The sequence below is a fragment of the Bradyrhizobium algeriense genome (assembly GCF_003062295.1).
In the GTDB taxonomy this organism is placed as follows: domain Bacteria; phylum Pseudomonadota; class Alphaproteobacteria; order Rhizobiales; family Xanthobacteraceae; genus Bradyrhizobium; species Bradyrhizobium algeriense.
This window is the reverse complement of sequence record NZ_PYCN01000004.1, coordinates 1-25,027: the sequence shown is the minus strand read 5'-3', so window position 1 is coordinate 25,027 and position 25,027 is coordinate 1. Positions and strand designations below refer to the sequence as shown.

Genomic DNA, 25,027 nt, shown 5'->3' with positions numbered 1-25,027 from the left:
AATCGGGGCACTTTCGCCGATGCCGATTAACGCACGCTTAATGGTTGGAAATGGCATCCGTGGGGCGGGGAACTAAGCGTTGAGGTGTGGCCACACCTCCAGCGCGCCGCGGTAGCACATGTCGAGAGCTACATAGAGGATGATCGCGAGGCCGACGTAGGCGATCCAGCGCTGCTTTTCCAGGAGGCGCGCGATGAAGTTGGCGGCGAGCCCCATCAGTGCAATGGAAAGTGCCAAACCGAATATCAGGATCATCGGATGCTCGCGCGCGGCGCCTGCGACCGCGAGCACGTTGTCGAGCGACATCGACACGTCGGCGAGCGTGATCTGCCAGACGGCCTGGCCAAGCGTCTTTTGATGGCCCGCAGGGGCTGCGCCATCGAACGTGCTTGCGGCTGAAAGACTCTGCAATTTCGGTTCGTGATGATGCGACGCACGCAGCTCGCGCCACATCTTCCAGCATACCCAAAGCAGCAGGACGCCGCCCGCGAGCAGCAGTCCAATGATTTGCAACAATTGAACCGTGACGGAAGCGAAGCCGATACGCAGGATCGTGGCGGCCAATATGCCGATCACAATCGCCTTCTTGCGCTGCCCCTCGGGGAGGCCTGCAGCTGCAAGCCCGATGACGATCGCATTGTCGCCGGCGAGCACCAGGTCGATCATGATGACCTGGAAAAGCGCTGTCAGGTGTTGCGAGGAGATTAGTTCCAGCATTCGGGCCACTCCGTTGATGGTCCAATCCGACATCGCAGTTTGCTAGAACTGCCAGAGGGGCCCGGGCTTGGACGCGCGTAGACAAAAGACGCAGTCAGACTGCGGAAAATGCTTTCCCGTTACTCAGGGTGATCCGTGAGGGCGAAGAGCCTGATCATCTGGTCCGGTTCGATCAGAACGGAGAGGACGACGCCGATGAACGTCAGGCTCCCGGCGAGGTCGAACCACATGACGCGGTATCGGTCGCGCCGGCAGAGCAGCGCGAAGCCGGCCGTCAATGCTGCAACCGCAAAGAGCAGGGTGACGATCGCGGGTGCCAGGGCGTCCACCGGCACCACGTTGCGGATACCCACGGTCGCCAACAGCGCCACGAGCAGGATGCCGGCAAACAACTCCTTGCCGCGTGCCGAGGGGGCTCGGTCGCTCGTTCGGACAATCTGAATGCGATCTAAGAAGGCCATCGGGTTCTTATTCGCGAGCTAAGATTGTGGTAGGGAACATCACCCACCATGGCATTCAATCTGGATAGTTTAGTAATCATGAAACGAGGAAAACATCAAGATGTTCCTGCTGTACGGCTGCCGGCCAAGCCGGCGCCGGATGCCAAGCAGTTGCGGAAACTGGCCGGGGATTGGCTCAAGCAGCGGAGGGCGGTGGCTGAATTGTCGCAGGCGGATCTCGCCGCACGTCTTGGCCTGAAGTATTATACTTTCATCTCACAGGTCGAGAACGGCTTCAGCCGAGTTCCAACTGAAATCATGGGGGCATGGGCCAACGAATTGGGTATTGAACCGGCAGCCTTCGCTAAGCATCTGTTAATGTACTACGAGCCGGAATTGCACCGGCTGCTGTTCGGAGCGGAAAGCAAATGAGCGTCGTGGCGTTCGAGCGCAAACAGAACACCGGCGAATGGAGCGAAAGGGAGCTGAGCACCATCCTGGCGGCGCTGAGCGCGGCGACTGCGCCGGGGACCGGACGCGAATGGGAAACCGGCACGACGGAAAAGGGTGACGTCCAATTTTATCTGCTGAGCCCGCTACCGGATCAGGCTTGCGAATTGTGCGTTTCCCGAATCGGTGGCCGCTACATCCTGGAAGACGGATTCGGCCGCCTGCTGTTCGAACATCGAAACCTCGATCTTGTTGCGCTGCACGCCAAGGCCGCCGTCCCATCGACATCGTGGCTCATGGTTCGCGTGATCACGTTATGGTGTGCGATTCGCAGTGCGACCGACGACGAGCTTGAGTCGTGGCTCGTTGAGGGCGAAGAACTGTTCGTCCAGTTTGTACCGCAGCTTGCGGCTTTCGCCTGATCTCCCCGCCGATTTCCTGATCACCTCCCAATTTTGAAAGTGTCATGAGCGCAAAATCTGCGACCTCCCGAGCCGGCAAGTCGTCCCGCAAGCCCGCTACCAGCGGCAAGGCGTCCGCGGCCAAATCGAAAGCCGGCAGGCTGCCGGAATGGAATCTGGCCGATCTCTATTCCGGTATCGACGCGCCCGAAATCGCGCGCGACCTGCAAAAGATGGATGCCGACTGCGGCGCGTTTGAAACGGACTACAAGGGCAAGCTCGCGGAAAACGTCGGCCGCGACGACGGCGGAAGCTGGCTTGCCGAGGCCATCAGGCGCTACGAGGCGATCGACGATCTCGCCGGCCGGCTCGGCTCCTACGCCGGCCTCGTTCATGCCGGGGACAGCGTCGATCCGGCGATTTCCAAATTCTATGGCGACGTCTCGGAGCGGCTGACGGCGGCTTCGGTACATTTGCTGTTCTTCGCCCTCGAGCTCAACCGCATCGACGACGCCGTGATCGAGCGCGCGATGCAGACGCCGGAGCTTGGGCATTACCGGCCGTGGATCGAGGATCTGCGCAAGGACAAGCCGTATCAGCTCGAAGATCGCGTCGAGCAGTTGTTTCACGAAAAATCCCAGAGCGGCTATGCCGCCTGGAACCGGCTGTTCGACCAAACCATCTCCGGCCTGCGCTTCAAGGTCGGCGGAAAGGAACTGGCGATCGAGCCGACGCTCAGTCTGCTGCAGGACCGCGCGCCGGAAAAGCGCAAGGCCGCTGGCCAGGCGCTGGCCAAGACTTTCAAGGACAATGAGCGGACGTTTGCGCTCGTCACCAACACGCTTGCCAAGGACAAGGAGATTTCCGATCGCTGGCGCGGCTTCAAGGATGTCGCGGATTCGCGCCACCTGAACAACCGCGTCGAGCGCGAGGTCGTCGATGCCCTGGTCGGTTCGGTTCGCGCGGCCTATCCGCGGCTGTCGCATCGCTATTACAAGCTGAAAGCCGGCTGGTTCAAAAAGAAGAAGCTCGCGCATTGGGACCGCAATGCGCCGCTGCCGTTTGCGGCTACCGGCACCATCGCCTGGCCCGAGGCGCAGAAGATGGTGCTGACGGCGTATCGCGGTTTCTCCGCCGAGATGGCTGCGATCGCGGAACGATTCTTCACCGATCGCTGGATCGATGCGCCGGTGCGGCCGGGCAAGGCGCCGGGCGCGTTCTCGCACCCGACCACGCCGTCGGCGCATCCCTATGTGCTGATGAATTATCAGGGCAAGCCGCGCGACGTGATGACGCTGGCCCATGAGCTCGGCCATGGCGTGCATCAGGTGCTGGCGGCCAAAAATGGGGCGCTGATGGCGCCGACGCCGCTGACGCTCGCCGAGACGGCCAGCGTGTTCGGTGAAATGCTGACCTTCAAGCGGCTATTGTCGCAGACCAAAAACGCCAGGCAGCGCCAGGCGCTGCTCGCCGGCAAGGTCGAGGACATGATCAACACCGTGGTGCGGCAGATCGCGTTTTATTCGTTCGAGCGCGCCGTGCACACCGAGCGCAAGAACGGCGAATTGACTGCGGAGCGCATCGGCCAGATCTGGCTCAGCGTGCAGGGTGAAAGCCTCGGGCCGGCCATCGACATCCGTCCCGGCTACGAGAATTTCTGGATGTATATTCCGCACTTCATCCATTCGCCGTTTTACGTCTACGCCTATGCGTTCGGCGATTGCCTGGTGAACTCGCTGTATGCGGTCTACGAGAATGCCTCGGAGGGTTTTGCCGAGCGTTATCTCGCCATGCTCGCGGCCGGCGGCACCAAGCATTATTCCGAACTGCTCAAGCCGTTCGGGCTCGATGCCAAGGACCCCAAATTCTGGGACGGCGGACTGTCGGTGATTGCCGGCATGATCGACGAGCTGGAAGAGATGGGCTGACGGGGCCGCCCGCGGCCACGAAACGGATTTGTGATGGGCGCGGACACAATTTCAGCCGCCGTCGCCCTCCATGATGACGGTGACGATAGGAGGGGAGTGCCCCATGATCGACACCCCGACGCGGCGCGTTGTACTTGGAGCGGGAGTCTTTGCGGCCGGTTCGCTGCTTATGGTCGATGGCAGCATGGCACAGGCCCCGCTTTCCCCGACGCCCGCATGCCACGACGGCGACGAAGCAACATTGCCGCAAACCGAAGGGCCGTACTTCAAGCCGTCGTCGCCTGAGCGAACCGAGCTGTTCGAAGAGGGCATGGCGGGGCAGCCGATCGAACTGGTTGGCTTCGTGCTCAGTCGCGCCTGCAAACCGCTCGCGGGCGCCTTGCTGGATTTCTGGCAGGCCGACGACAAAGGCCGCTACGACAATTCCGGTTTCCGCCTGCGCGGCCATCAGTTCTCCGATGCGGAAGGCCGCTATCGATTGCGCAGCATCGTGCCCGGCCTTTATCCCGGCCGTACGCGCCATATCCATGTGAAGGTGCAGCCGCGCGACGGCAGCGTGCTGACCACCCAGCTCTATTTCGCCGGCGAGGCAAAAAACCGCTCCGATGGCCTGTTCCGCAAGGACTTGCAGATACGCACGGCCAAGAACGCGGGATGGCTGGCCGGGCGGTTCGACTTCGTGGTCGGGTAGCTTGCCGGGCGGGCGAGGCTGGCGCGGCCGATAGCCAACGGACGATGTAATACATTTGTTGAACGGCCCGTTGGACCGTGTTATACATATCGTACAACGGAGCCTGTACGATGAGCAAAACCCCTCGCGGCATGGAAGAGGCCTCTCGCGAATACAAGCTGGAGGACACCGCCCTTCAAATTCGGAAGATTGGCAATTCGGTTGGTGTGATCCTGCCGAAAGAGCTTCTTGCGCGTCTCAATCTCAAGGAGGGGGACAAGTTCTATCCGGTCGAGCAACCCGATGGCAGCCTGCGGCTCTCGCCGTTCAACCCCAAGCACGCGCGGACCATGGAAATCGCGCGCCAGATCATGCACGAATATCGCGATACATTTGCCGCGCTTGCAAAATGAGTGAGCCAATTTGGCTCGATGTTGATGAAGTCATCGACATGCATGCCGAGCAGCTGGCGATATTCGGCGGACCGGAAGGCATTCGGGATCATGGCCTTCTTGAGTCGGCGGTTTTGCGGCCGGTAAATCAATGGAATTACGGACAGACGGACATGGCTGCACTCGCCGCAGCCTATGCGTTCGGTCTGGCCCGCAACCATGCCTTCGTGGACGGCAACAAGCGTATCGCGTTTCACGCCATGATGGTCTTCTTGCGGGTCAACGACGTACCATTTGCGCCCCACCCGGCGCACGCCACGGCCATCATCCTCTCCCTCGCCGCAGGCGAGGTCAGCGAGGAAAGCCTGACCCGCTGGATCCGGGATAATTGGCCTTCCGAATGACCCGATAGGCAGGGGGCCGTTGCCCTGCCAAACGCTTTGCGGTAATTGCACGCGAGAAACGCGGATTTTGACTGGGGATACCGATGGCAGACCATAACGAAGTGGCCTACACGACCGCTGATGGCAATGACTATGAGGCCCATGAGCAGACCTATGAAGGGTTCATCATGCTGGTCAAATACGGCACGATCGCCGTCGTCATCATTGTCGCCCTGATGGGCTACTTCCTGACCTGACGCATCGCTGCCTGCGCCGCTCACGTCGGCGGTGGCCACAATTTGCACGCATGCCGGTTGCGAAACCGGTATCCAACTAAGCGAAAAAGACGCTAGTTTGCTTGCGCGCGCGCCTGCCGCGCCGGGGGGCCCCATGAAGATTGCCGTTGCCAAGGAAATCGATCCGTCCGAGCCGCGGGTTGCCGCTTCCCCTGATACCGTGAAGAAATATAGGGCAATCGGTGCCGAAGTCGCGATCGAGCCGGGCGCGGGCATCAAGTCGGGCCTGCCGGATTCCGAATTCACCGCCGTCGGCGCCACCATCAGCGCGGACGCGTTGAAGGACGCCGACATCATCATCAAGGTGAAACGGCCTGAAGCTTCCGAGCTTGCGCAGTACAAGCGCGGTGCGCTGGTCATCGCGATCATGGACCCTTACGGCAATGAAGCGGCGCTGAAGACGATCGCGGACGCCGGCGTCGCGGCGTTTGCGATGGAATTGATGCCGCGCATTACGCGCGCGCAGGTGATGGACGTGCTGTCCTCGCAGGCGAACCTCGCCGGCTATCGCGCGGTGATCGAGGCGGCCGAATCCTTTGGCCGCGCGTTCCCGATGATGATGACCGCGGCCGGCACCGTTCCGGCGGCGAAAGTGTTCGTGATGGGCGTCGGCGTGGCCGGCCTGCAGGCGATCGCGACCGCGCGCCGGCTCGGCGCCGTGGTCACGGCCACCGACGTGCGGCCTGCCACAAAAGAGCAGGTCGAATCGCTCGGCGCAAAGTTCCTCGCGGTCGAGGACGAGGAATTCAAGAACGCGCAGACCGCCGGCGGCTACGCCAAGGAAATGTCGAAAGAGTACCAGGCCAAGCAGGCCGCGCTCACCGCCGAACACATCAAGAAGCAGGACATCGTCATCACCACGGCCCTGATTCCGGGCCGGCCGGCGCCAAAACTCGTCAGCGCCGACATGGTGAAGTCGATGAAACCGGGCTCGGTGCTGGTCGACCTTGCCGTCGAGCGCGGCGGCAATGTCGAGGGCGCCAAGGCGGGTGAAGTCGTCGATGTCGATGGCATCAAGATCGTCGGCTACACCAACGTCGCCGGCCGCGTCGCGCAATCGGCCTCCAGCCTTTATGCTCGCAATTTATTCAACTTCATCGAGACGATGGTCGACAAGCCGAACAAGGCGCTCGCGGTCAATTGGGACGACGAACTGGTGAAAGCCACCGCGTTGACCAGGGACGGCGCCGTCGTCCATCCGAACTTCCAGCCGAAAGCCTGAGGAGAGAAGCCATGGAGCACATCGCCCAAGTCGTCGATCCCTTCGTATTCCGGCTGTCGATTTTCGTCCTCGCCGTCTTCGTCGGCTACTTCGTAGTCTGGTCGGTGACGCCCGCGCTGCACACGCCGCTGATGTCGGTGACCAACGCGATCTCCTCGGTGATCGTGGTCGGCGCGCTGCTCGCGGTCGGCGTCCCCATGATCTCAAGCGGCAGCGGCTGGGCGCGCGGCTTCGGCTTCATCGCGCTGATCTTCGCCTGTGTGAATATCTTCGGCGGCTTCCTTGTCACCCAGCGCATGCTGGCGATGTACAAGAAAAAGGCCAAGTGAGCGGCGTGCACCTCGGGGTGACGAAGACAAAGGGGACCTGAGATGAACGCCAATCTGGCTGCAATTCTGTATCTCGTGGCGGGTGTATTGTTCATCCTGTCGCTGCGCGGTTTGTCCAGTCCAGCATCGTCCCGCCAGGGCAATCTGTTCGGCATGATCGGCATGGCGATCGCGGTTGCGACCACGCTCGCCATTCATCCGCCGGCGGATGGTATCGCCTGGGTGCTGGTCATCCTCGGCATCGCCATCGGCGGCGGCGTCGGCGCTGTCATCGCGCGGCGCGTGCCGATGACCTCGATGCCGGAACTGGTCGCCGCCTTCCACTCGCTGGTTGGCATGGCCGCGGTGCTGGTCGCCGCCGGCGCCTTCTATGCGCCCGAAGCCTTCGACATCGGCAAGCCCGGCGCCATTCACGCATCCAGCCTGGTCGAAATGTCGCTCGGCGTCGCCATCGGTGCGCTGACCTTCACCGGCTCGGTGATCGCGTTCCTGAAGCTTTCCGCGCGCATGAGCGGCGCGCCGATCATCCTGCCCGGCCGCCACATCATCAACATCGCGCTCGCGCTTGCGCTGGTGTTCTTCATTTTCGGCCTGGTCCGGTCCGGCAGCGCGCTCGACTTCTGGCTGATCACGATCATCGCGCTGGCGCTCGGCGTGCTCATGATCATCCCGATCGGCGGCGCCGACATGCCGGTCGTGATCTCGATGCTGAACTCCTATTCCGGTTGGGCTGCGGCCGGCATCGGCTTCACGCTCGGCAACTCCGCGCTGATCATCACCGGCGCGCTGGTCGGCTCCTCGGGCGCGATCCTGTCCTATATCATGTGCCACGCGATGAACCGTTCCTTCATCTCGGTCATCCTCGGCGGCTTCGGCGGCGAAACCGCCGCGGCCGGCGGTGGCGGCGGTGAGCAGAAGCCCGCCAAGCTCGGTTCGGCCGACGACGCGGCCTTCATCATGAAGAATGCGCAGAAGGTGATCATCGTGCCGGGCTACGGCATGGCGGTGGCGCAGGCCCAGCACGCGCTGCGCGAAATGGGCGACCTCCTGAAGAAGGAAGGCGTCGAGGTGAAGTACGCCATCCACCCGGTCGCGGGGCGCATGCCCGGCCACATGAACGTGCTGCTGGCGGAAGCCAACGTGCCCTATGACGAGGTGTTCGAGCTCGAGGACATCAACTCCGAATTCGCGCAGGCCGACATCGCCTTCGTGATCGGCGCCAACGACGTCACCAACCCGGCCGCGGAAGAAGACAAGACCTCGCCGATCTACGGCATGCCGGTGCTGCAGGTCTGGAAGGCCGGCACCGTGATGTTCATCAAGCGCTCGCTGGCCTCGGGCTATGCCGGCATCGATAATCCACTATTTTACCGCGATAACACCATGATGCTGCTCGGCGACGCCAAGAAGGTCACCGAGAACATCGTGAAGGGGATGTAGGTCGCGCGCAGGAAATTCATGACCGTACTGAAATGGCTGCTGATCGTCGTCTCAGTCGGTTACGTCTGTGGTCTGCTCGTCCTGTTCTTCGCGCAGCGCGCCGTTCTGTTTCCGGTGCCGACGAGTGCGCGCACGGCGCCGCCAGCGGCGGGCTTTCCGGAAGCCGAAGAACATATCCTGACCACGGCTGATGGTGAGAAGGTCATCGTATGGCACGTTCCGGCCAGGCCGGGCCGCCCGGTCGTCCTCTACTTCCATGGCAATGGCGATTATCTCGCCGGCTTCTTCGGCCGCTTTCGCAGCATCATCGCTGACGGGACCGGGGTCATCGCATTGTCCTATCGCGGCTATGCGGGCTCGACCGGGCAACCGAGCGAGCACGGATTGCTGCAGGACGCAGCTGTCGCCTATGCCTTTGCGGCAGCACGCTATCGCGCCGACGACATCGTCGTCTGGGGCTTTTCGCTCGGCACCGGTGTTGCGGTGGCGCTTGCAGCGGAGCAGCGCATCGGAAGGCTGATCCTGGAAGCTCCCTATACGTCGATCGCCGATGTCGCCGCGTCGGCGTTCTGGTTCGCACCGGTGCGTCTATTTATGCGGGATCAGTTCCGTTCCGACGCGCAGATCGCAAGCGTCAAAGTTCCGCTGCTCGTCATGCACGGCGCGCTCGATCCCACGATACCCGTTGCCTTTGGCGAGCGGCTGTTTGCGCTGGCGAACGAGCCGAAACGGTTTGTCCGGCTTGCCCGGGGTGGTCATAACGATCTGGATAATTTCGGCGCGATTGAAATCGCGCGAAATTTCATCAACCTTGCGAAGGGGTGATGGCTGCCCGTCATGGACGCATATCTTGCGTCCACGACCCATCGGGGAGTTGGCCGCATGAGCGTACACGGACCAATGCCGAAATCGGCCTGGATATTCCCGGCGCTGGCGGTGCTGCTGTTTGCCGTGGCCACCGGCCTCGGGCTCGGCTTTACGCCGTCGGCCGGCGGGCTGTTGTTCGCGGCCGTGCTGCTGGCGGTCCTGTTCGGTACGGTGTTCGCAGCCGTGCATCATGCCGAGGTGATCGCCGAGCGGATCGGCGAGCCCTACGGCACGCTATTGTTGACGCTTGCGGTCACCATCATCGAGGTCGCGCTGATCGCCACCATCATGCTCGGCGAAAAGCCGCAGCCCGCGTTGGCGCGCGACACCGTGTTTGCGGTGGTGATGATCGTGTGCAATGGCCTCGTCGGCCTCTGCATCTTCATTGGCGGCTTGCGCTATCGCGAGCAGGATTTCCAGGTTTCCGGCGCCAACCTTTATCTCAGCGTGCTATTCGTGCTGGCGACCATTACGCTGATCATGCCCAATTATACGCTGACGGCGCCGGGGCCGATCTATTCGTCGGCGCAGCTTGGCTTTGTGGACCTGGTCACGCTCATGCTCTACGGCGTGTTCCTTTATACCCAGACGATCCGGCACAGTGATTATTTCATCAAGGGAGGCGCCGGTGCTGCCACCGAAACCTCATCCCTGTCGAACCGGATGCTGGCGCTCAGCATTGCGCTGCTGCTTGTCTCCCTGCTTGCCGTGGTGCTTCTGGCAAAGAAATTTTCACTCGTAGTCGATGTCGTAACCGCGATGATCGGCGCCCCACCGGCGTTCGCGGGCGTGCTGGTCGCGCTCCTCATTCTGCTCCCGGAGGGGGTCACCGCCATTGCAGCCGCGCGCAACAATGATCTGCAGAAGAGTATCAATCTCGCGCTCGGATCGTCGCTGGCGACCATCGGGCTGACTATTCCCGCGGTCGGCCTGGCGACCTACGCGCTCGACAAGGAACTCGTGCTCGGGCTCAACGGCCAGGGCACGGTACTGCTGCTGCTCACGTTCGCCCTGAGCATGCTCACCTTCGGCACCGGCCGCACCAACATCCTGTTCGGACTGGTGCATATGGTGGTGTTTGCCGTATTCGTGTTTATGGTGTTCGTGCCGTAGTTCCCCTGGAGTGAACCCGATATGCTTGCCGCCAAATCCGACGTTCAGGTCGACACCCCCGAAGTCCGCGTCACCGAGTGGCGGCTGGCGCCGGGCAGCGCCACCGGCCATCACACCCACGGGATGGATTACGTGATCGTGCCGGTGACCTCCGGCGAAATGACCATCGTCGCGCCAACCGGCGAACGCACCAAGGCGCAGCTCGGGGCCGGCAAATCCTACTTCCGGAAGGCGGGCGTCGAGCACGACGTGCTCAACGAGACGGCAGCCGAGATCGTGTTTCTGGAGGTCGAACTGAAGCCCTGACCAACCGCCGTGGAGTCGTGGCCCGGGGCCGGCGGCGGCGGGAACCCGTTAACCTCCCTGAAACGAAACCTGGATTTTCCAGTTCCCGTGCAGGCCGGCGTTGCCCGGCCTGCACGGGAACTGCTGAATTGCCACCGATCCGTCGCAGTTGATCCCTCAATGTGCCTCAAAGTTCCTGCAATTGAGGGACCGCGGGGAGTGGCCTGAATGTTGAATTACCTGAAGAAGTTCGCCGTAGACATCTTTCCCTCGGTGGCTGCGACCGTCATCGGGGCCTACATCGTCAACCACTACATCGTGACCAAGCCCAGCGCGGACGCTCCTGCCGCGGCGGCATCGACTGCCAATCCCAAGGGGGATGGCAAGGCGGAAGCCAAGTCCGAATCCGCCAAATCCGAATCCAAGTCGGCCGACACCACGGCCAGTGTCAGCAACCTCCCGGCCGCCGGCGTCAAGGCGAGGGGAATCTCCGAGAAAGCCATCATGGAGAAGACCGCTGCCGAACGGCCGGCGGTGGTTGAAAAGGCCCAGGAAAAGACTGAAGCCAAAGCCGAAGCAAAGGCAGACGCCAAGCTCGACTCCAAATCCGCCGATACCAAGTCCGCCGACACTAGGTCCTCCGATACCAAGTCCTCCGATACCAAGCCCGATGCGAAATCGGCCGAAAGTTCGGCCGACGCCGACCAGAGCCGCCATGCAGCGGCGCCGCGCGAAAAGGAAAAGATCAGAGTCATATTGCCGTCGCCCGTGCAGCCCAAGAATTCCTCTCCCGTGAATTCCTCGGCGGCGCCGGTTGTGGCGGCCGCGCCGGCTGCCCCGGTCGAGACCGCGGCTGCACCGGAGGAACGGCGCGATGCCAACGATCTGGCGCGCGCCGCGATCGAGCGCCTGCGCGCCAACGGCGAAGCCTCTCCGCGCGCCGCCGAGACGGCCCGCGCTCCCGAGGCGCCTAGGGTCGCGAATGCGCCCGGGGTCGCGAATGCGCCTGTCGTTACGAACGCGCCCGTGGTCGCCAATGCGCCTGCCGCCGCGAATGCGCCCGCGCTTCGTCCGCTGCCGCCGCCGATCATGGTCTCGGGCTCGCCGGCCGGCGAGCCCTATGGTCAAGCTCCGTCACCGGCGCGGCCGCCTTATGCCGAAGCCGTCAACCCGAACCGCCCAACCCCGCCCGCCGATATTCCGGTCTCGCGCCCGCTCGATCTGCGTGCCGACGTGGCCGAACCTTCCGTGCGCGAACGCGCCACGGCGGCTGCCGAGGACGCGCTATCGACGGCGAAGTCGATCTTCCACGCGGTGCTGCCGAAATAAAGTCTTTGGCGTCTTCGGGCGAGGCATGCCCTCGGATTTGATCCGGGGGGCTTGTGCTTGGCGCAAGCAAAGCTGCAGCCAGATTCCGATTCAATCAAAACCGGAAAGACTCTAGAGCGGGATGACTTTTCTTCGAATCGGCATCCCGCTCTATCTCTTTGATTTGAGCATGATCTCCGCGCAAACGCGTTCCGCGTTTGTCGCGAGGGAAAACCGGGGGCCACTTTTCCGGATCATACTCTAGCCGCCGGTGCGCGCGAGGCCGCTTCGCGCGGCTTCGTCCCTGGGGCGGAGCGCGAGCGCGCGGCCGTAGGAGGTGAACGCCTTGGCCTTGTCGCCCAGACGTTCATAGGTGACGCCGCGAGCCGACCAGGCTTGCGCGCTGTTGGGGTCGGCCTGCACCGCCTCGTCCAGATCGGAAGCGGCTTCCTTAGCCTTGTCGATGGCGAGGTAGCTGGTTGCACGCGCCAGCAGCGGCTCGACCCGCTGCGGCGTCAGGCCGTTGGCTGCGGTGAAATCCGCGATCGCCTGCTCATGCCGCTTGTCGGTCTGATAGATCAGCCCGCGGCCGTACAGGGCCTGCACGTTGTAGGGATCGAGTGCCAGCGCGCGGTCGAATTCCGCCAGCGCTTCTTCGGTCTTGCCGGATTTGGCGAGGGTCTGGCCGCGCGTGGCGTAGCCTTGGGCGTCGCCGGCGCCTTGCGCGCTGATCGTGCCGGTCGGCTTCTGCTCGGCGGCCTGTGGCCTCTCCTTGTCCGCCCCCCATGATCCCAGGTCGAACGAACAGCCGCCGAGAGGAAAGCTGAGAACGATCGCCAGCAGCGCGATGGGTACGGCCGTGAAGCGCGAAGCGCAGGGCGAGAAGCGCGAAGCGCAGGGAAAGGCATTGCAATCCGTAACGGCCATGCAGCGGAATACTCTCGCTTGTCCAATGCAGCATAGGTAACCCGATGAGTCGCAAAATGCATCGGTCAAAATAGCAATGGCCGAAGGAGATGTGGATCGAGCGCGCTGCTCATACCGGAGCCGATTATTCCATACGGCTGGATCTGCGATGGCGAAAAACAAAAACGGCCAAAACAAAAACGCGGGCCCCGAGGCCCGCGTTTTCAATTCAAACTCTGTAGATGCTCAGCGCGGTCCGCGCGGACCTGCGCCCGGGCCACCACGGCCGCCAGCGCCACCACGGTCGCCACCGGGACCAGCGCCGAACACCGGCTTGGGCTTCATCGGCAGCAGGCCTTCGCGCTGCAGCTTCTTGCGGGCCAGCTTGCGCGCGCGGCGCACGGCTTCGGCCTTTTCACGGGCCTTCTTCTCGGAGGGCTTTTCGTAGTGTCCGCGGAGCTTCATCTCGCGGAAAATACCCTCGCGCTGCATCTTCTTCTTCAGCGCCTTGAGGGCTTGATCGACATTGTTATCGCGGACGAGAACCTGCACGCGGCATCCTCTTTCAATTGATCGGATAGGAATTCTGGTAAAGTGAAGGGCCGGCGAAACGCCTGGCCCTTAACCCTGAGCGCGGGCATTTAGCAGACAAAACCGCTGATGTCCACCTGAGAAGCCGGTTTCTGGCCCCGGAAAGCCACTAATATCAGCGGGATTCGGCCGGTGCTCCCCGGTTTTTCCAAATAACGAGCCCTTCACGGGCGCTCCCTAGCATCCGGCAACCTAAACATGCAGGAGGCGAGTATGAACACCAAAAAATATACCGCTGAAGCGATCGGCACGTTTTGGCTCACCTTTGCGGGATGCGGCAGCGCGGTCATCGCCGCCGGTTTTCCGCAGGTCGGTATCGGCCTGGTCGGCGTGTCCCTGGCGTTCGGCCTGAGCGTCGTCACCATGGCCTATGCGATCGGCCACATTTCCGGCTGCCATCTCAACCCCGCCGTCACGATCGGCCTTGCGGCCGGCGGACGGTTTCCGGCGCAGCAGATCGTTCCTTACGTGATCGCGCAGGTGATCGGCGCGGTCGCTGCCGCGGCGTTGCTCTATGTGATCACAAGCGGCGCGCCCGGCTTCGATCTGGCCAAGGGCTTTGCATCCAACGGCTATGACGCGCATTCGCCCGGGCAGTACAACATGATGGTGTGCTTCATCACCGAGGTGGTGATGACCATGATGTTCCTGTTCATCATCATGGGCGCCACTCATGGCAAGGCGCCTGCGGGCTTTGCGCCGCTCGCTATCGGCCTGGCGCTGGTGATGATCCATCTCGTCAGCATTCCCGTCACCAACACGTCGGTGAATCCCGCGCGCAGCACCGGGCCTGCGCTGTTCGTCGGCGGCTGGGCGCTGGCGCAGCTTTGGCTGTTCTGGGTTGCGCCGCTGATCGGCGGTGCGCTCGGCGGCGTGATCTATCGCTGGCTCAGCGAGGAGCCGGCCGGTGTCGTGGAAGGCTTGAAAACGGCCTGATCTTTTAAGCGCGCCCGGCGGAAGCAGGGCAGGCACGCTATTTCTTGCTTGCCGGAGCCACTTCGGTGACATGGCCCATCTTGCGGCCCGGCCGCGGCGCGCCCTTGCCGTAGAGATGAACGGTGGCGCCGGGCACCGTCAGCCATTGCTCGTAATCGAGGATATCGTCGCCGATCAGGTTGGTCATGGTGACCTGGCCGTGACGTACCGGCTTGCCGAGCGGCCAGCCGGCGATCGCCCTGATGTGCTGCTCGAACTGGGAGATCGAGGCGCCGTCCAGCGTCCAGTGGCCGGAATTATGCACCCGTGGCGCAATCTCGTTGACCAGCACGTGCGGTCCGCCGTTTCCGGCGACCACGAACAATTCGACTGCGAGCACGCCGACATAGTCAAGCGCGTTGGCGATCTTCTCGGCGACCGCACGCGCGTCTGCGGTCAGCGCATCCGAGATCGCAGCGGGCACGCGCGAGAATTTCAGGATGTGATCGCGGTGCTCGTTTTCGGTGACATCGTAGCATTCGACCTGACCGTCGGCTGAGCGCGCGGCGATCACGGAGATCTCGCGCTCGAAGGGAACGAAGGCTTCGAGGATCGCGGATTTGGTGCCGAGGTCTTCCCAGACTTGAGCGGGGTCGTCGCCTTCGCGAATGATCGCCTGGCCCTTGCCGTCATAGCCGAAGCGGCGGGTCTTGATCACGGCGGGAAGGCCGATGCGCGCAATGGCGCTCTGCAGGGTTTCAACCGACGACACGTCGGCATAGTCGGCGGTGTCGATGCCGAGCCGCTTGACGAAATCTTTTTCGATCAGCCGGTCCTGCGTGGTTTCGAGGATCCTCTGCGCCGGCAATACCGGACGCCGCGCGGCGAGCACCATGGCGGTGGCGGCCGGCACGTTCTCGAATTCATAGGTGATGACATCGACATCGTTGGCGAACAACTCCAGCGCCTCGACGTCGGCATATTCGGCACAGGTCGCGTTCAGCACCACGTCGAAGGCGGGCGAGTCCGGGTCCGGCGAAAACACCTGGCATCTGAGGCCAAGGCGCGCCGCCGCCATCGCCAGCATCCTGCCCAATTGTCCACCGCCGAGAATTCCGATGGTGTCGCCCGGCTTCAGCTTCACCTTGCCTGAAGCCGTCACGCTGATCCCTCCGGACGCTCCTTGACGGCGTCGGTCTGCTGCTTGCGCCAGGCGGCCAATCGCGTTGCCAGCGCCGCGTCATTCAGGGCGAGCACGCTTGCTGCCAAGAGCGCGGCGTTGATGGCGCCGGCCTTTCCGATCGCCAGCGTGCCGACGGGAACGCCGGCCGGCATCTGCACGATCGAGTACAGCGAATCGATCCCCGACAGCGCCTTGGATTCGACGGGAACACCGAGCACGGGGAGTTCCGTCAGCGCCGCCGCCATGCCCGGGAGATGGGCAGCGCCACCGGCGCCGGCAATGATGACCTTGAAGCCTTGAGCCTTGGCACCCTTGGCGAAGGCGAACAGCCGGTCCGGGGTCCGGTGGGCCGAGACGATGCGCTTTTCGCAGTCGATCCCGAGCGCCGTCAGCGTCTCAGCGGCGTGGCGCATGGTTTCCCAGTCGGACTGGCTGCCCATGATGATGGCGATGGGTACGGTCATCTCGTCAATTCTGTTCGGGAATCCAGAAACATAGGCCGATTATAGGGTCGGCCCGGGGCTCATCCAAGGCGTGGCAAGGGATCAGGAATGGACTATCCTGTCTTGGTGAATCCCGGCAAGCCTTCATAAGCAAGCCTGCACAGGGAAGGCCATGAAGAAGAAAACCAGGGCGACCGCCTCCAGGGCCGGAAAACGCCCCAAAAGCGCGGCTTCCGGGCAAAAAGCCGCACCGCGGCGGTCATCCGCGCCGGGATCCCGGCCGCCGGCAGTTTCTAACGGCACCAAGGCGACGATTCGCCGGCTGAAGGCGGAACTGGCCCGGACGCAGGCGCAGATCGAGGAACTTCAGGCCTCCGCCGATACCGACTTCCTGCTGGGCATCCCGAACCGGCGCGGCTTCGAGCGCGAGCTCAATCGCGCGATTGCCTACATCAAGCGCTATCGCGCCGGCGGTGCCCTGGTCGTGCTCGACGTCGATCGCTTGAAGCCGATCAACGACGCCTTCGGACACGCCGCAGGCGACCAGGTGCTCAAGGCCATCGTCACGACGCTGCTCGCGCAGGTGCGCGCTTCCGACGTGGTCGGCCGGCTCGGCGGCGACGAGTTCGCGCTGCTGTTGTGGAATCTCAGCGAGACCGATGCCAGGGCCAAGGCGGCCGCGCTGGAGGAAGCGATCGATCGCCTCGCCTTCGAGTTCGATGGCCGCACCATTACCGCGGGCGCCTCCGCGGGCGTCGCTGTTCTCGATACCCACTCCGAAGCCGGCCGCGCGCTGGAAGCGGCCGACAGCGCCATGTATGTGCGCAAGGCGCTGCGGCGGCACGAGGCGTCGTGAAGAGCTTGAGATCTGTCGGGTGGGCAAAGGTGCGCTTGCGCCGCACCCACCATCTATCTGGCGAGCATGATTGTGCGCACGCTTGCGCTTTGCCCACCTACGAATCCCGACGATCCCTACAGCCCGCTGAGATCATCCGGCACATCGCCGAACTTGCGCAGCAATTTCGCGTCGCCGAATTCGCCGATCATCGGATCGCCGCTGCGGCTGAAGGCGACGGCGCCGATGCTGCCGGCCATTCGCGACATCATCTCGGCGCGCCGTAACGCGGTCGTCGGGCTCTGGCATTCTTCCGCGGCTCCCGCCATCGGCGAACCGCTATCGTCCTGCAGGAATGGCATTGCGACGTAATAAGTGACATCGGCCATTGGTTCGCTCCGGGTTTGATGGATCAGGCAGCGTCGCTCTCCGCATGGGAGGTTCGCGCCGGCACGCAGCCGGCGGCGATTGCCGCCTGCAATTCCTCCAGTTCGGTTTCCAGATACTCGTTCGCCATGATCAGCGCCTTGATGGTCGAGCGCAGATTGCCGTCGCACATCGCGATGGCCTGGTCGCAGGCCTGCTCGTAGCGGCTGTTGTCGGGCAGGGGCGGGGTGACGGACATGGATGATGTGACGGACATGGCGGAACTCCCGAGGCTGGCGGCAGGGCGATATGTTCCCTTTTTGTTCTCGTGAAGTCAAGCCGCATCCGCCCACCGGAAGCCTGTTTTTTCCGGTTGGCCGTCCGGCAAGATTCTTTGCGACGCCGGGTTGTGTGGATGTCGGGGAAAAATATCTGCCGGAAGGCGGACGATCTTTGCGAACCGAATTGGCCGAACCAGGCAAGCGCAACGATCAGGCGATGATATCGGGCGTGATCTGGTCTTCGATGAAGGCGATGCGGTCACGCAATTGCAGTTTGCGTTTTTTCAGCCGCTGCAGCCGCAGCAAGTCCGGCGCCGGCGACTGATGCAGCGCGTCGATCGCCGCATCGAGATCGCGATGCTCCTGCTGCAGCCGGGCGAGCTCGTTTTCTAGCTCACGCTCATCATCGTCGGTCATGGTGTACGTTAGCTGAAAGCGCGATGAGGTTGTGAACGGATTAATCCCAGAGCGCGATGACTTTTCTTCGAATAGCCATCCCGCTCCAGCTCTTTGATTTTGAGCATGATCTCCGCGCCAACGCGTTTCCGCGTTTGTCGCGAGGGAAAACCGGTACCCACTTTTCCGGATCATGCTCTGGGCTGGCAGTGAATATCGTCCCTGCGAGGCCGGTCCGCAAGCTGACCGGGTTCCCATACTCACGTTTGGTTACAGATAAATCCGAAAATATGACGGGCGCGATTCTGGATAACCATCGACAGATTCGCGGTCTGGTGTACACTCCCTCGTCCGGATCGAATCTGAGGTTCACCCACCGAGGAGATTTCGTATGGCACTACAGGCGCATCTTGTTGAACTTGAACGTAAACACAAGATCCTCGAGAATGAATTGCACGAAGCGCTCGTGCACCTTTCCACAGACGACCTGCAAATTGTCGAGTTGAAGCGCCGCAAGTTGATGGTCAAGGATGAGATCGAGCGGTTGAAGCATACCGTCGGCGAAACTCTCCACTAATCCACTAATCAGTCCAGCAAAGTATCGAAAATTCCCACGCGACCGGATGGGTGCCGCTGCGCTCATCCGTCCGCTCGCGGCCTGTTACATCGCCGCCAGCGCGCCGACATGATCGGCGATCGCGAGCGACGACGTCAGTCCCGGCGATTCGATACCGAACAGATTGATCAGTCCGGCGACGCCGTGATCGGCTGGGCCCTGAATCAGAAAATCCTGGGTAGCGACGGCCGGCGACACGATCTTCGGCCGGATTCCGGAATAGCTCGGCATCAGCGCGCCGTCCGGCAGCGTCGGCCAGTAGCGCCGGATCGCGGGATAGAATCGCTCGGCACGGGCAGGATCCACCGCATAGTCGATGCTCTCGATCCATTCCACGTCGGGGCCGAAGCGCGCCTGTCCCGCCATGTCGAGCGTCAGGTGCACGCCCAACCCGCCGGGCTCCGGCACCGGATAGATCAGGCGTGAAAACGGAGCCCGCGCGCTGCAGCTGAAATAATTGCCCTTGGCAAGATAAGCGCAGGGGATCAGCCCGATCGGCATGCCTTCGATGCTGCGTGCCAACGCGGGCGCGCCCAGCCCCGCCGCGTTCACGAGCAGGTTGCATGCAAGCGTCATCGGCGCGTCGCCGCCGGCTTCGATTTCGATCCGGCCGGCGCCGGCCCGGGCGCACAACAGCGGCGTATGGAATGCGTAAGCCGCACCGGCTTCTTCCGCGTCGCCCCGCAGCGCCAGCATGTAGGCGTGGCTGTCGATGATGCCGGTGGACGGCGAGAGCAGGGCGGCATCGCAGTTGAGCGCGGGCTCCAGCGCGCGCGCCGCCTCGCCCGTCAGCAACTGCAGATCGTCGACGCCATTGGCTTCGGCATGTGCGCGGATCGACTGCAGTTTTTCGGTTTCGCCTGGTGTCGTCGCAACGATCAGCTTGCCGCAATTGCGATGGGGAATGCCGTGGTCGCGGCAATACTGGTAGAGCGCGCGCTTGCCGCTCACGCACATCTGCGCCATCAGGCTGCCCGCGCGGTAATAGATGCCGGCGTGGATCACCTCGCTGTTGCGGGAGGAGGTGATGGTGCCGATGCCCTCAGCGGCCTCGAGCACGATCACTTCGCGGCCCGCCTGGGCCAGCCGTCGCGCGATCGCAAGCCCGATCACCCCCGCTCCGACGACGACGCTATCGACCTTGTCCATGTCAGCTTCGGGCCTGAGAATCCGGCGTGGAGATCGGCGCCTGCCACGCTCGGCAATCGTCGTTTCGTCCGCCGGAGCGGCCGAGCAACCCGTTGGTTTGGTTCGAAATACGCCGCGAACGCGGTCCTGTTAGTGAAGCATTAATCATGTCAGGCCAATTGCCGTAATTTGGGTCACATTTTAGAATTGTGCGGGTAGTCATTTACCCGATCCAAACCCGTCAAGCCAGACACTCCGCCCGGAAACCTCGGGTGGGTAATGGCTGACAGGAACCGGCAGGCAGAACGGAAGAATTCGATTCCGGCGCAGGCCCTCGTCTGTCTGCTCGCCATTGCTGCGCCGTGCGGAATTGCGTGGGCTGCCGCGCCTTCCGCGGGCTTTGCCCCAGCGAGCTACATCGGCGAACTCGATCCCAATCTGGTGTGGGAACTCCTGCTCGGGGGGATCGCCGTCGTTTCCTTCCTGGTCGCGATCGGGATCTGGATACTGGCGGCGTTGCGCGGGGCCAAGAGCGCACAATTGCAGCGTAGCGCATTCATCGGTTCGGCGCTCAACACGCTCAACCAGGGCGTGATGATCACCAACGCGCAAAACCGCGTGGTCTTCTGCAACGACCGCTTTCTCGAAATGTACGGGCTCAGCCGCGCCGAGATTTCGAGATCCATGACCGGCCGCGAACTGGCCGAACTGCGCCTCGCGCGAGGCCTGATCAATCTTGGCGTCGACGAGTTCAGCAAGCTTGCCCGCCGCCCGGAAGGCGTCGTCACCGAACTGCCGGGCGGGCGATCGGTGCTTTCGAAGATCTTCAACCTGCCCAATGGCGGGACGATCGGAACGCATGAGGATTGCACGGAGCAGCGCCAGCTGTCGCGCAAACTGGCATCGACCACCAAATTTCTGGAATCGGTGCTCGACAACGTTCCGGTCTGCGTCGCGGCCAAGAACATCGACGACGGCCGCTATATCTTCGCCAACCGCGCGTTCGAACGATTCTCGCGCTTCTCCCGTGATCACATCATCGGCAAGCGCGCCGACGAAATCTTCCGGCCCGAAACCGCGAAGAGCATCGAGACGGCGGACCAGGCGGCGATAGCGGCGCCGGAAGGCTATCACCGCGGTGAATATTCCGTCGAACGGGGCGACGACACGCGCGTTCTGTCCTCCAATCGCGTGGTTGCGCGCAACGAGGACAACAAGCCGGAATTCCTGATCGCGCTGTTCGACGACGTCACCGATCGGCGGTCGCTGTCGCGCGAGCTCGAGAACACCAAGAAGTTCCTGGAACTGGTGGTGGACAACATCCCGGTGTCGCTGATCGTGGAGCGCATCAGCGACGGGCGGTATCTGCTCGCCAACCGCAGCGCCGAGACCATTCTCAATCGCCGCCGCGAGGATGCCACCGGCCTGACCGCCGCCGACATCTTCAATCCGCGCGAAGCCAAGCTGATCATCGCGCGCGACGAGGCCGCGATCAAGAAGCGCGGCCTGCTCACCGAAGAGCACCCGATCTCCACCAAGGACGGGCTGCGGCTGTTCCTGACCCGCCGCATGACGGTTCTCGACGAGGCCGGCGAGCCGCAATACCTGATCAAGACCCACGAGGACGTCACCGACCGCCGCCAGACCGAATCGCGGATGGCGCACATGGCCTATCATGACGGCCTGACCGATCTGCCGAACCGCGCCGCCTTCCTGCAGGCGCTGGCGCAGATGATCGAGGCCTGCGCCGGCACCGACGAAGAATTTGCCGTGCTGTGCGTGGACCTCGACGGGCTGAAGGAAATCAACGACGTGTTCGGCCATGCGATGGGCGACAAGCTCCTGATCGAGGTCGCGGGCCGCATCCAGGCCAGCGCCCGTGGCGGCGTGGTGGCCCGGCTGTCCGGTGACGAGTTCGGCCTGATCATCGACGGCAAGCAGCCGGAGGCCGGCAAGGCGCTCGCCGAAAAACTCGCGCAAACGCTGTCGGACGAATTCGTGATCGACGGCAAGTCGGTGCGCACCGGCGTCACCACCGGCATCTCGGTATTTCCGCATCACGGCTCGGAGGCGGCTTCGCTGCTCGCCAATTCCGGCGCGGCGCTGTTCCGCGCCAAGCAGAAGTCGCGCGGCTCGATCAGCATCTTCGCGCCCGAGATGGATCAGCAGATCCGCGACCGCCGCGTGCTGCATCAGGATCTCTCGATGGCGATCAGGAACGGCGAATTGTCGTTGCACTATCAGCCGCAGGCCGCGTCGGGCGCAACGATCGCGGCCAGCAAGGTCATCGGCTTCGAGGCGTTGGCGCGCTGGATGCATCCGATGCGCGGCTTTGTCTCGCCGGGCGAATTCATTCCGCTCGCTGAAGAAAGCGGGCTGATCGTCGAAATGGGCGTGTGGATCCTGCGCGAAGCCTGCCGCGAGGCCGCCTCCTGGCCGGTGCCGATGCAGATCGCCGTCAACCTGTCGCCGGCGCAGTTCATGCACGGCGACGTGGTCAGCCTGGTGCATTCGATCCTGCTCGAAACCGGCCTCGCCCCCGACCGGCTCGAGCTCGAAATCACCGAGGGCGTGCTGATCGAGGATTTCGATCGTGGCCTCGCGCTGTTGCGGCGGCTGAAGGCGCTCGGCGTGCGCATCTCGATGGACGATTTCGGCTCCGGCTATTCCTCGCTGAGCTATCTGCAGGCGTTCCCGTTCGACAAGATCAAGATCGACCGCGCCTTTGTCATGAATCTCGGCCGCAACCCGCAGTCGGCAGCGATCGTCCGCGCCGTCATCGACCTCGGCCACGGCCTCGAAATGTCGATCGTTGCCGAAGGCGTGGAGACCCAGGAGCAACTCAGCTTCCTCGCGGACGAGGGCTGCGACGCGGTGCAGGGCTATTTCCTCGGCAAGCCCCAGCCGATCGGGCACTACGACGCGCTGGTCGGCCGCAGCGCCGCAAACGGCGTCGAAAGCGAACGCAAGCTCGCCAGCGCCTGATTTCGCGATATCGCAGCCGCGCTGCGTAGGGTGCAGGGCCCACAGATGATGCGACGGCATGCGTGACCTCGGGCTTTTCGCGATTTGATTTCGGCGAGAGCCTGGCTTGCCTTCCCTTGAGGGCCCGGCTATTTTGGCTCGATACCTGATCGAGATAGGGAGGGCTGCGCGGTGACGATATTTTTGCGGCACTATCGCCAGCTCGGCCCTGTCAACGCCCTGCAAATGAGTTTGCAGGGCTGACCAGAGGCTTTTCCGTAAATCTCTTCCTGGTCTGCCCCCGTGGCAATGCGGCGTCGAACGTCTGATCGTTCGCGCCCGCATTTTTGTAGCTCGCCGCGCTCCAACACGAACATCCGACGATGGCTGCATGCCCCGGACGCCGTGTTTGGCCGGCAAGACCCGGGAACGATCATGACCCTTATCAATATTCGCAATCTTGGCGTGACGTTAAACGCGCCGCTGTTTTCCCGACTGGACCTTTCCGTCAATCCCGGTGACCGCATCGGGCTCGTCGCAGCCAATGGACGCGGCAAGACCACGCTGCTGCGCTGCATTGCAGGCATGGCGGAGCCGAGCGATGGCGAGATCATCCGGTCGCGCGGGCTGACCATCGGCTATGTCGAGCAGGATGTACCGTCCGCGCTCGCGGATACGCCGTTCCATGCGGCGGTGCTCGACATGCTTCCCGCTGAACGACGGGCAATTGAAGGCTGGAGGGTCGACGTTGCCCTGGAATCGCTTGGTGTGCCCGAGGCGCTGCGGGAGAGGCCGCTGAATCAACTAAGCGGCGGCTGGCAGCGGTTTGCCATGCTTGCCCGCATCGTGGTGGCCGAGGCTGATGTGTTGTTGCTCGACGAACCGACCAACCATTTGGACCTCGCCAGGATTTGTCAGCTTGAAGCGTGGCTGAACGCGCTGCCACGGGATATGCCGGTCGTGATATCGAGCCATGACCGCGCCTTTCTCGACGCAACCACGAACCGCACGGTATTCTTGCGGCCCGAGCGGACGCAGATATTTTCGCTGCCCTATACGCAGGCGCGCGCCGCGTTGAGCGAGGCGGATGCTTCGGATGAGCGGCGCTACCGGCGTGACCTGAAGGCTGCCGGGCAGCTTCGTCAGCACGCTGCAAAGCTCAACAATATCGGCGTCAATTCCGGTAGTGATCTGCTGTTGCAGAAGACGAAGCAACTGAAGCAGCGGGCCGAGAAGCTGGAAGATGCGGCAAAGCCCGCCCACCTGGAACGATCCGCAGGGACGATCAAGCTCGCCAACCGCGAAACGCACGCCAAAGTTCTGATTGCGCTGGACGATGCCGCTGTCGCGGCCCCGGACGGCAGGTTGCTGTTCAAGACCGGCAAGCAGTTCATCTGCAAGGAAGACCGGATCGTGCTGCTGGGGCCGAACGGGGCGGGCAAGACCCGGTTCGTGGCGATGCTGCGTCAGGCGATCGAAAACCCGGAAGCCACGCAAGCCGGCATCAAGGTCTCGCAGTCGCTGGCGCTCGGCTATTGTGAACAGAATCTTGCCGATCTTTCCGATGCCGACACGCCTATGCACACGATCGTCGGCCGTTTCGAGGTCGGCGATCAGCGTGCGCGCGCCTTGCTCGCAGGCGCAGGCCTGTCGGTTGCGATGCAAAGCCGTCCGATCGGCCGGCTCTCGGGTGGACAGAAGGCACGTCTCGGCATGCTCTTGCTGCGGCTCGCCCAGCCAAACTTCTATCTGCTCGATGAGCCCACCAATCACCTGGATATCGAAGGACAGGAAGCGCTGGAAGACGAATTGCTGGCGCATCAGGCAAGCTGCCTGCTGGTTTCACACGACCGCAACTTCGTGCGAACGGTAGGAAACCGGTTCTGGCTGATCGAAAAGAAGAAGCTGGTGGAACTGGAAGGACCGGAACGCTTCTTCGCATCGGTCGGCGCAACCGGCTAAAGCGGCGGCTGCCCGGTTTTGCCTGGACTTGCTTCATTTCCAGGAGCGACATCCACTTTTGGCCATCATGCCCTAGGTGGTGTGGACTCTAAGGATTCCCATTTAGGGGCAAATCAGATTCAAGACTGCTTTTGGGGAGGCAGTCTTGGGTGTGATGGATCGGTTGGTTTTGAGCGACGCGGCGTGGGAGCGGATGGCGC

Annotated in this window: 29 protein-coding genes; 19 read left to right on the top strand and 10 right to left on the bottom strand. The window is 62.8% G+C overall.

Going from position 1 to position 25,027, the window contains the following annotated elements:
• Window positions 1–72: 72 nt before the first annotated feature.
• Together C7G61_RS11070 and C7G61_RS11065 are read right to left on the bottom strand one after the other, a co-directional pair.
• Entirely contained in the window at window positions 73–717 is a 645-nt protein-coding gene (locus C7G61_RS11070) for a TerC family protein (RefSeq protein ID WP_108514141.1), read from the bottom strand.
• A 119-nt stretch (window positions 718–836) separates the two neighbouring features.
• Window positions 837–1,178 (bottom strand): hypothetical protein, encoded by a 342-nt coding sequence (locus C7G61_RS11065; protein ID WP_108514140.1) that lies wholly within the window; start codon window positions 1,176–1,178, stop codon window positions 837–839.
• A gap of 48 nt (window positions 1,179–1,226) precedes the next feature.
• Between C7G61_RS11065 and C7G61_RS11060 the strand changes: the two genes are divergently transcribed.
• From C7G61_RS11060 to C7G61_RS10995, 14 genes are all read left to right on the top strand, one after another.
• A complete protein-coding gene (locus C7G61_RS11060) occupies window positions 1,227–1,589 on the top strand; it encodes a helix-turn-helix domain-containing protein (protein WP_202975771.1) in 363 nt (120 codons plus the stop codon).
• A complete protein-coding gene (locus C7G61_RS11055; RefSeq protein WP_108514139.1) occupies window positions 1,586–2,029 on the top strand; it encodes a hypothetical protein in 444 nt (147 codons plus the stop codon). Before C7G61_RS11060 ends, C7G61_RS11055 begins: the two co-directional genes overlap by 4 nt.
• Before the next feature lie 44 nt (window positions 2,030–2,073).
• Entirely contained in the window at window positions 2,074–3,936 is a 1,863-nt protein-coding gene (locus C7G61_RS11050; RefSeq protein ID WP_108514138.1) for a M3 family oligoendopeptidase, read from the top strand.
• Between the two features lie 103 nt (window positions 3,937–4,039).
• Complete coding sequence (locus tag C7G61_RS11045) at window positions 4,040–4,627, top strand: dioxygenase family protein (protein ID WP_202975770.1); 588 nt, start codon at window positions 4,040–4,042, stop codon at window positions 4,625–4,627.
• Window positions 4,628–4,758: 131 nt separating this feature from the next.
• The gene (locus C7G61_RS11040; RefSeq protein WP_108514136.1) at window positions 4,759–5,019 is read left to right on the top strand and encodes an AbrB/MazE/SpoVT family DNA-binding domain-containing protein; all 261 of its coding nucleotides are present in this window, start codon (window positions 4,759–4,761) and stop codon (window positions 5,017–5,019) included.
• On the top strand, window positions 5,016–5,402 hold the full coding sequence (locus tag C7G61_RS11035; RefSeq protein WP_108514135.1) for a type II toxin-antitoxin system death-on-curing family toxin: 387 nt from the start codon (window positions 5,016–5,018) through the stop codon (window positions 5,400–5,402). Before C7G61_RS11040 ends, C7G61_RS11035 begins: the two co-directional genes overlap by 4 nt.
• Before the next feature lie 83 nt (window positions 5,403–5,485).
• Window positions 5,486–5,638, top strand: a complete 153-nt coding sequence (locus C7G61_RS11030) for an aa3-type cytochrome c oxidase subunit IV (protein WP_108514134.1) — start codon at window positions 5,486–5,488, stop codon at window positions 5,636–5,638.
• A 133-nt stretch (window positions 5,639–5,771) separates the two neighbouring features.
• The gene (locus tag C7G61_RS11025; protein ID WP_108514463.1) at window positions 5,772–6,899 is read left to right on the top strand and encodes a Re/Si-specific NAD(P)(+) transhydrogenase subunit alpha; all 1,128 of its coding nucleotides are present in this window, start codon (window positions 5,772–5,774) and stop codon (window positions 6,897–6,899) included.
• A gap of 11 nt (window positions 6,900–6,910) precedes the next feature.
• A complete protein-coding gene (locus C7G61_RS11020; RefSeq protein ID WP_108514133.1) occupies window positions 6,911–7,228 on the top strand; it encodes a proton-translocating transhydrogenase family protein in 318 nt (105 codons plus the stop codon).
• 42 nt (window positions 7,229–7,270) lie between these two features.
• Window positions 7,271–8,668, top strand: coding sequence for an NAD(P)(+) transhydrogenase (Re/Si-specific) subunit beta (locus tag C7G61_RS11015; protein WP_108514132.1), 1,398 nt, complete (start codon window positions 7,271–7,273; stop codon window positions 8,666–8,668).
• Between the two features lie 18 nt (window positions 8,669–8,686).
• Window positions 8,687–9,493 carry an alpha/beta hydrolase gene (locus tag C7G61_RS11010; RefSeq protein WP_108514131.1) on the top strand — a complete coding sequence of 269 codons (807 nt, stop codon included), beginning with the start codon at window positions 8,687–8,689 and terminating at the stop codon, window positions 9,491–9,493.
• Between the two features lie 57 nt (window positions 9,494–9,550).
• The gene (locus C7G61_RS11005; RefSeq protein WP_108514130.1) at window positions 9,551–10,648 is read left to right on the top strand and encodes a calcium:cation antiporter; all 1,098 of its coding nucleotides are present in this window, start codon (window positions 9,551–9,553) and stop codon (window positions 10,646–10,648) included.
• Between the two features lie 21 nt (window positions 10,649–10,669).
• Complete coding sequence (locus tag C7G61_RS11000; protein WP_108514129.1) at window positions 10,670–10,954, top strand: cupin domain-containing protein; 285 nt, start codon at window positions 10,670–10,672, stop codon at window positions 10,952–10,954.
• 207 nt (window positions 10,955–11,161) lie between these two features.
• Window positions 11,162–12,262 carry a hypothetical protein gene (locus tag C7G61_RS10995; RefSeq protein ID WP_108514128.1) on the top strand — a complete coding sequence of 367 codons (1,101 nt, stop codon included), beginning with the start codon at window positions 11,162–11,164 and terminating at the stop codon, window positions 12,260–12,262.
• 240 nt (window positions 12,263–12,502) lie between these two features.
• On the opposite strand, the gene C7G61_RS10990 is transcribed toward C7G61_RS10995, so the two are convergent.
• Window positions 12,503–13,168 carry a tetratricopeptide repeat protein gene (locus C7G61_RS10990; RefSeq protein WP_108514127.1) on the bottom strand — a complete coding sequence of 222 codons (666 nt, stop codon included), beginning with the start codon at window positions 13,166–13,168 and terminating at the stop codon, window positions 12,503–12,505.
• A 225-nt stretch (window positions 13,169–13,393) separates the two neighbouring features.
• Complete coding sequence (rpsU, locus tag C7G61_RS10985) at window positions 13,394–13,699, bottom strand: 30S ribosomal protein S21 (RefSeq protein WP_057838472.1); 306 nt, start codon at window positions 13,697–13,699, stop codon at window positions 13,394–13,396.
• Between the two features lie 252 nt (window positions 13,700–13,951).
• On the opposite strand from rpsU, the gene aqpZ reads away from it, so the two are divergent.
• Window positions 13,952–14,674 (top strand): aquaporin Z, encoded by a 723-nt coding sequence (gene aqpZ / locus C7G61_RS10980; RefSeq protein ID WP_108514126.1) that lies wholly within the window; start codon window positions 13,952–13,954, stop codon window positions 14,672–14,674.
• A 37-nt stretch (window positions 14,675–14,711) separates the two neighbouring features.
• Here the strand turns inward: aqpZ and C7G61_RS10975 are convergent, their stop codons facing one another.
• Together C7G61_RS10975 and purE are read right to left on the bottom strand one after the other, a co-directional pair.
• The gene (locus tag C7G61_RS10975) at window positions 14,712–15,815 is read right to left on the bottom strand and encodes a 5-(carboxyamino)imidazole ribonucleotide synthase (RefSeq protein ID WP_108514125.1); all 1,104 of its coding nucleotides are present in this window, start codon (window positions 15,813–15,815) and stop codon (window positions 14,712–14,714) included.
• Entirely contained in the window at window positions 15,812–16,300 is a 489-nt protein-coding gene (gene purE, locus C7G61_RS10970) for a 5-(carboxyamino)imidazole ribonucleotide mutase (protein WP_108514124.1), read from the bottom strand. The genes C7G61_RS10975 and purE overlap by 4 nt, the downstream gene beginning before the upstream one ends.
• Before the next feature lie 151 nt (window positions 16,301–16,451).
• On the opposite strand from purE, the gene C7G61_RS10965 reads away from it, so the two are divergent.
• Window positions 16,452–17,135 carry a GGDEF domain-containing protein gene (locus tag C7G61_RS10965; protein ID WP_108514123.1) on the top strand — a complete coding sequence of 228 codons (684 nt, stop codon included), beginning with the start codon at window positions 16,452–16,454 and terminating at the stop codon, window positions 17,133–17,135.
• Between the two features lie 116 nt (window positions 17,136–17,251).
• Here C7G61_RS10965 and C7G61_RS10960 read toward each other — a convergent pair whose 3' ends face one another.
• From C7G61_RS10960 to C7G61_RS10950, 3 genes are all read right to left on the bottom strand, one after another.
• Window positions 17,252–17,503, bottom strand: coding sequence for a hypothetical protein (locus tag C7G61_RS10960; protein ID WP_108514122.1), 252 nt, complete (start codon window positions 17,501–17,503; stop codon window positions 17,252–17,254).
• Window positions 17,504–17,526: 23 nt separating this feature from the next.
• Window positions 17,527–17,739 (bottom strand): hypothetical protein, encoded by a 213-nt coding sequence (locus tag C7G61_RS10955; RefSeq protein ID WP_108514462.1) that lies wholly within the window; start codon window positions 17,737–17,739, stop codon window positions 17,527–17,529.
• A 232-nt stretch (window positions 17,740–17,971) separates the two neighbouring features.
• Window positions 17,972–18,178, bottom strand: a complete 207-nt coding sequence (locus tag C7G61_RS10950; RefSeq protein ID WP_057851906.1) for a YdcH family protein — start codon at window positions 18,176–18,178, stop codon at window positions 17,972–17,974.
• Window positions 18,179–18,548: 370 nt separating this feature from the next.
• Between C7G61_RS10950 and C7G61_RS10945 the strand changes: the two genes are divergently transcribed.
• Window positions 18,549–18,734, top strand: a complete 186-nt coding sequence (locus tag C7G61_RS10945) for a YdcH family protein (protein WP_108514121.1) — start codon at window positions 18,549–18,551, stop codon at window positions 18,732–18,734.
• A gap of 84 nt (window positions 18,735–18,818) precedes the next feature.
• Here the strand turns inward: C7G61_RS10945 and C7G61_RS10940 are convergent, their stop codons facing one another.
• Window positions 18,819–19,922, bottom strand: a complete 1,104-nt coding sequence (locus C7G61_RS10940; protein ID WP_108514120.1) for an NAD(P)/FAD-dependent oxidoreductase — start codon at window positions 19,920–19,922, stop codon at window positions 18,819–18,821.
• 258 nt (window positions 19,923–20,180) lie between these two features.
• Between C7G61_RS10940 and C7G61_RS10935 the strand changes: the two genes are divergently transcribed.
• Together C7G61_RS10935 and C7G61_RS10930 are read left to right on the top strand one after the other, a co-directional pair.
• Window positions 20,181–22,886 (top strand): sensor domain-containing protein, encoded by a 2,706-nt coding sequence (locus C7G61_RS10935; RefSeq protein ID WP_108514119.1) that lies wholly within the window; start codon window positions 20,181–20,183, stop codon window positions 22,884–22,886.
• 414 nt (window positions 22,887–23,300) lie between these two features.
• Window positions 23,301–24,827 (top strand): ABC-F family ATP-binding cassette domain-containing protein, encoded by a 1,527-nt coding sequence (locus C7G61_RS10930; RefSeq protein WP_108514118.1) that lies wholly within the window; start codon window positions 23,301–23,303, stop codon window positions 24,825–24,827.
• The last annotated feature ends 200 nt before the right edge of the window (window positions 24,828–25,027 follow it).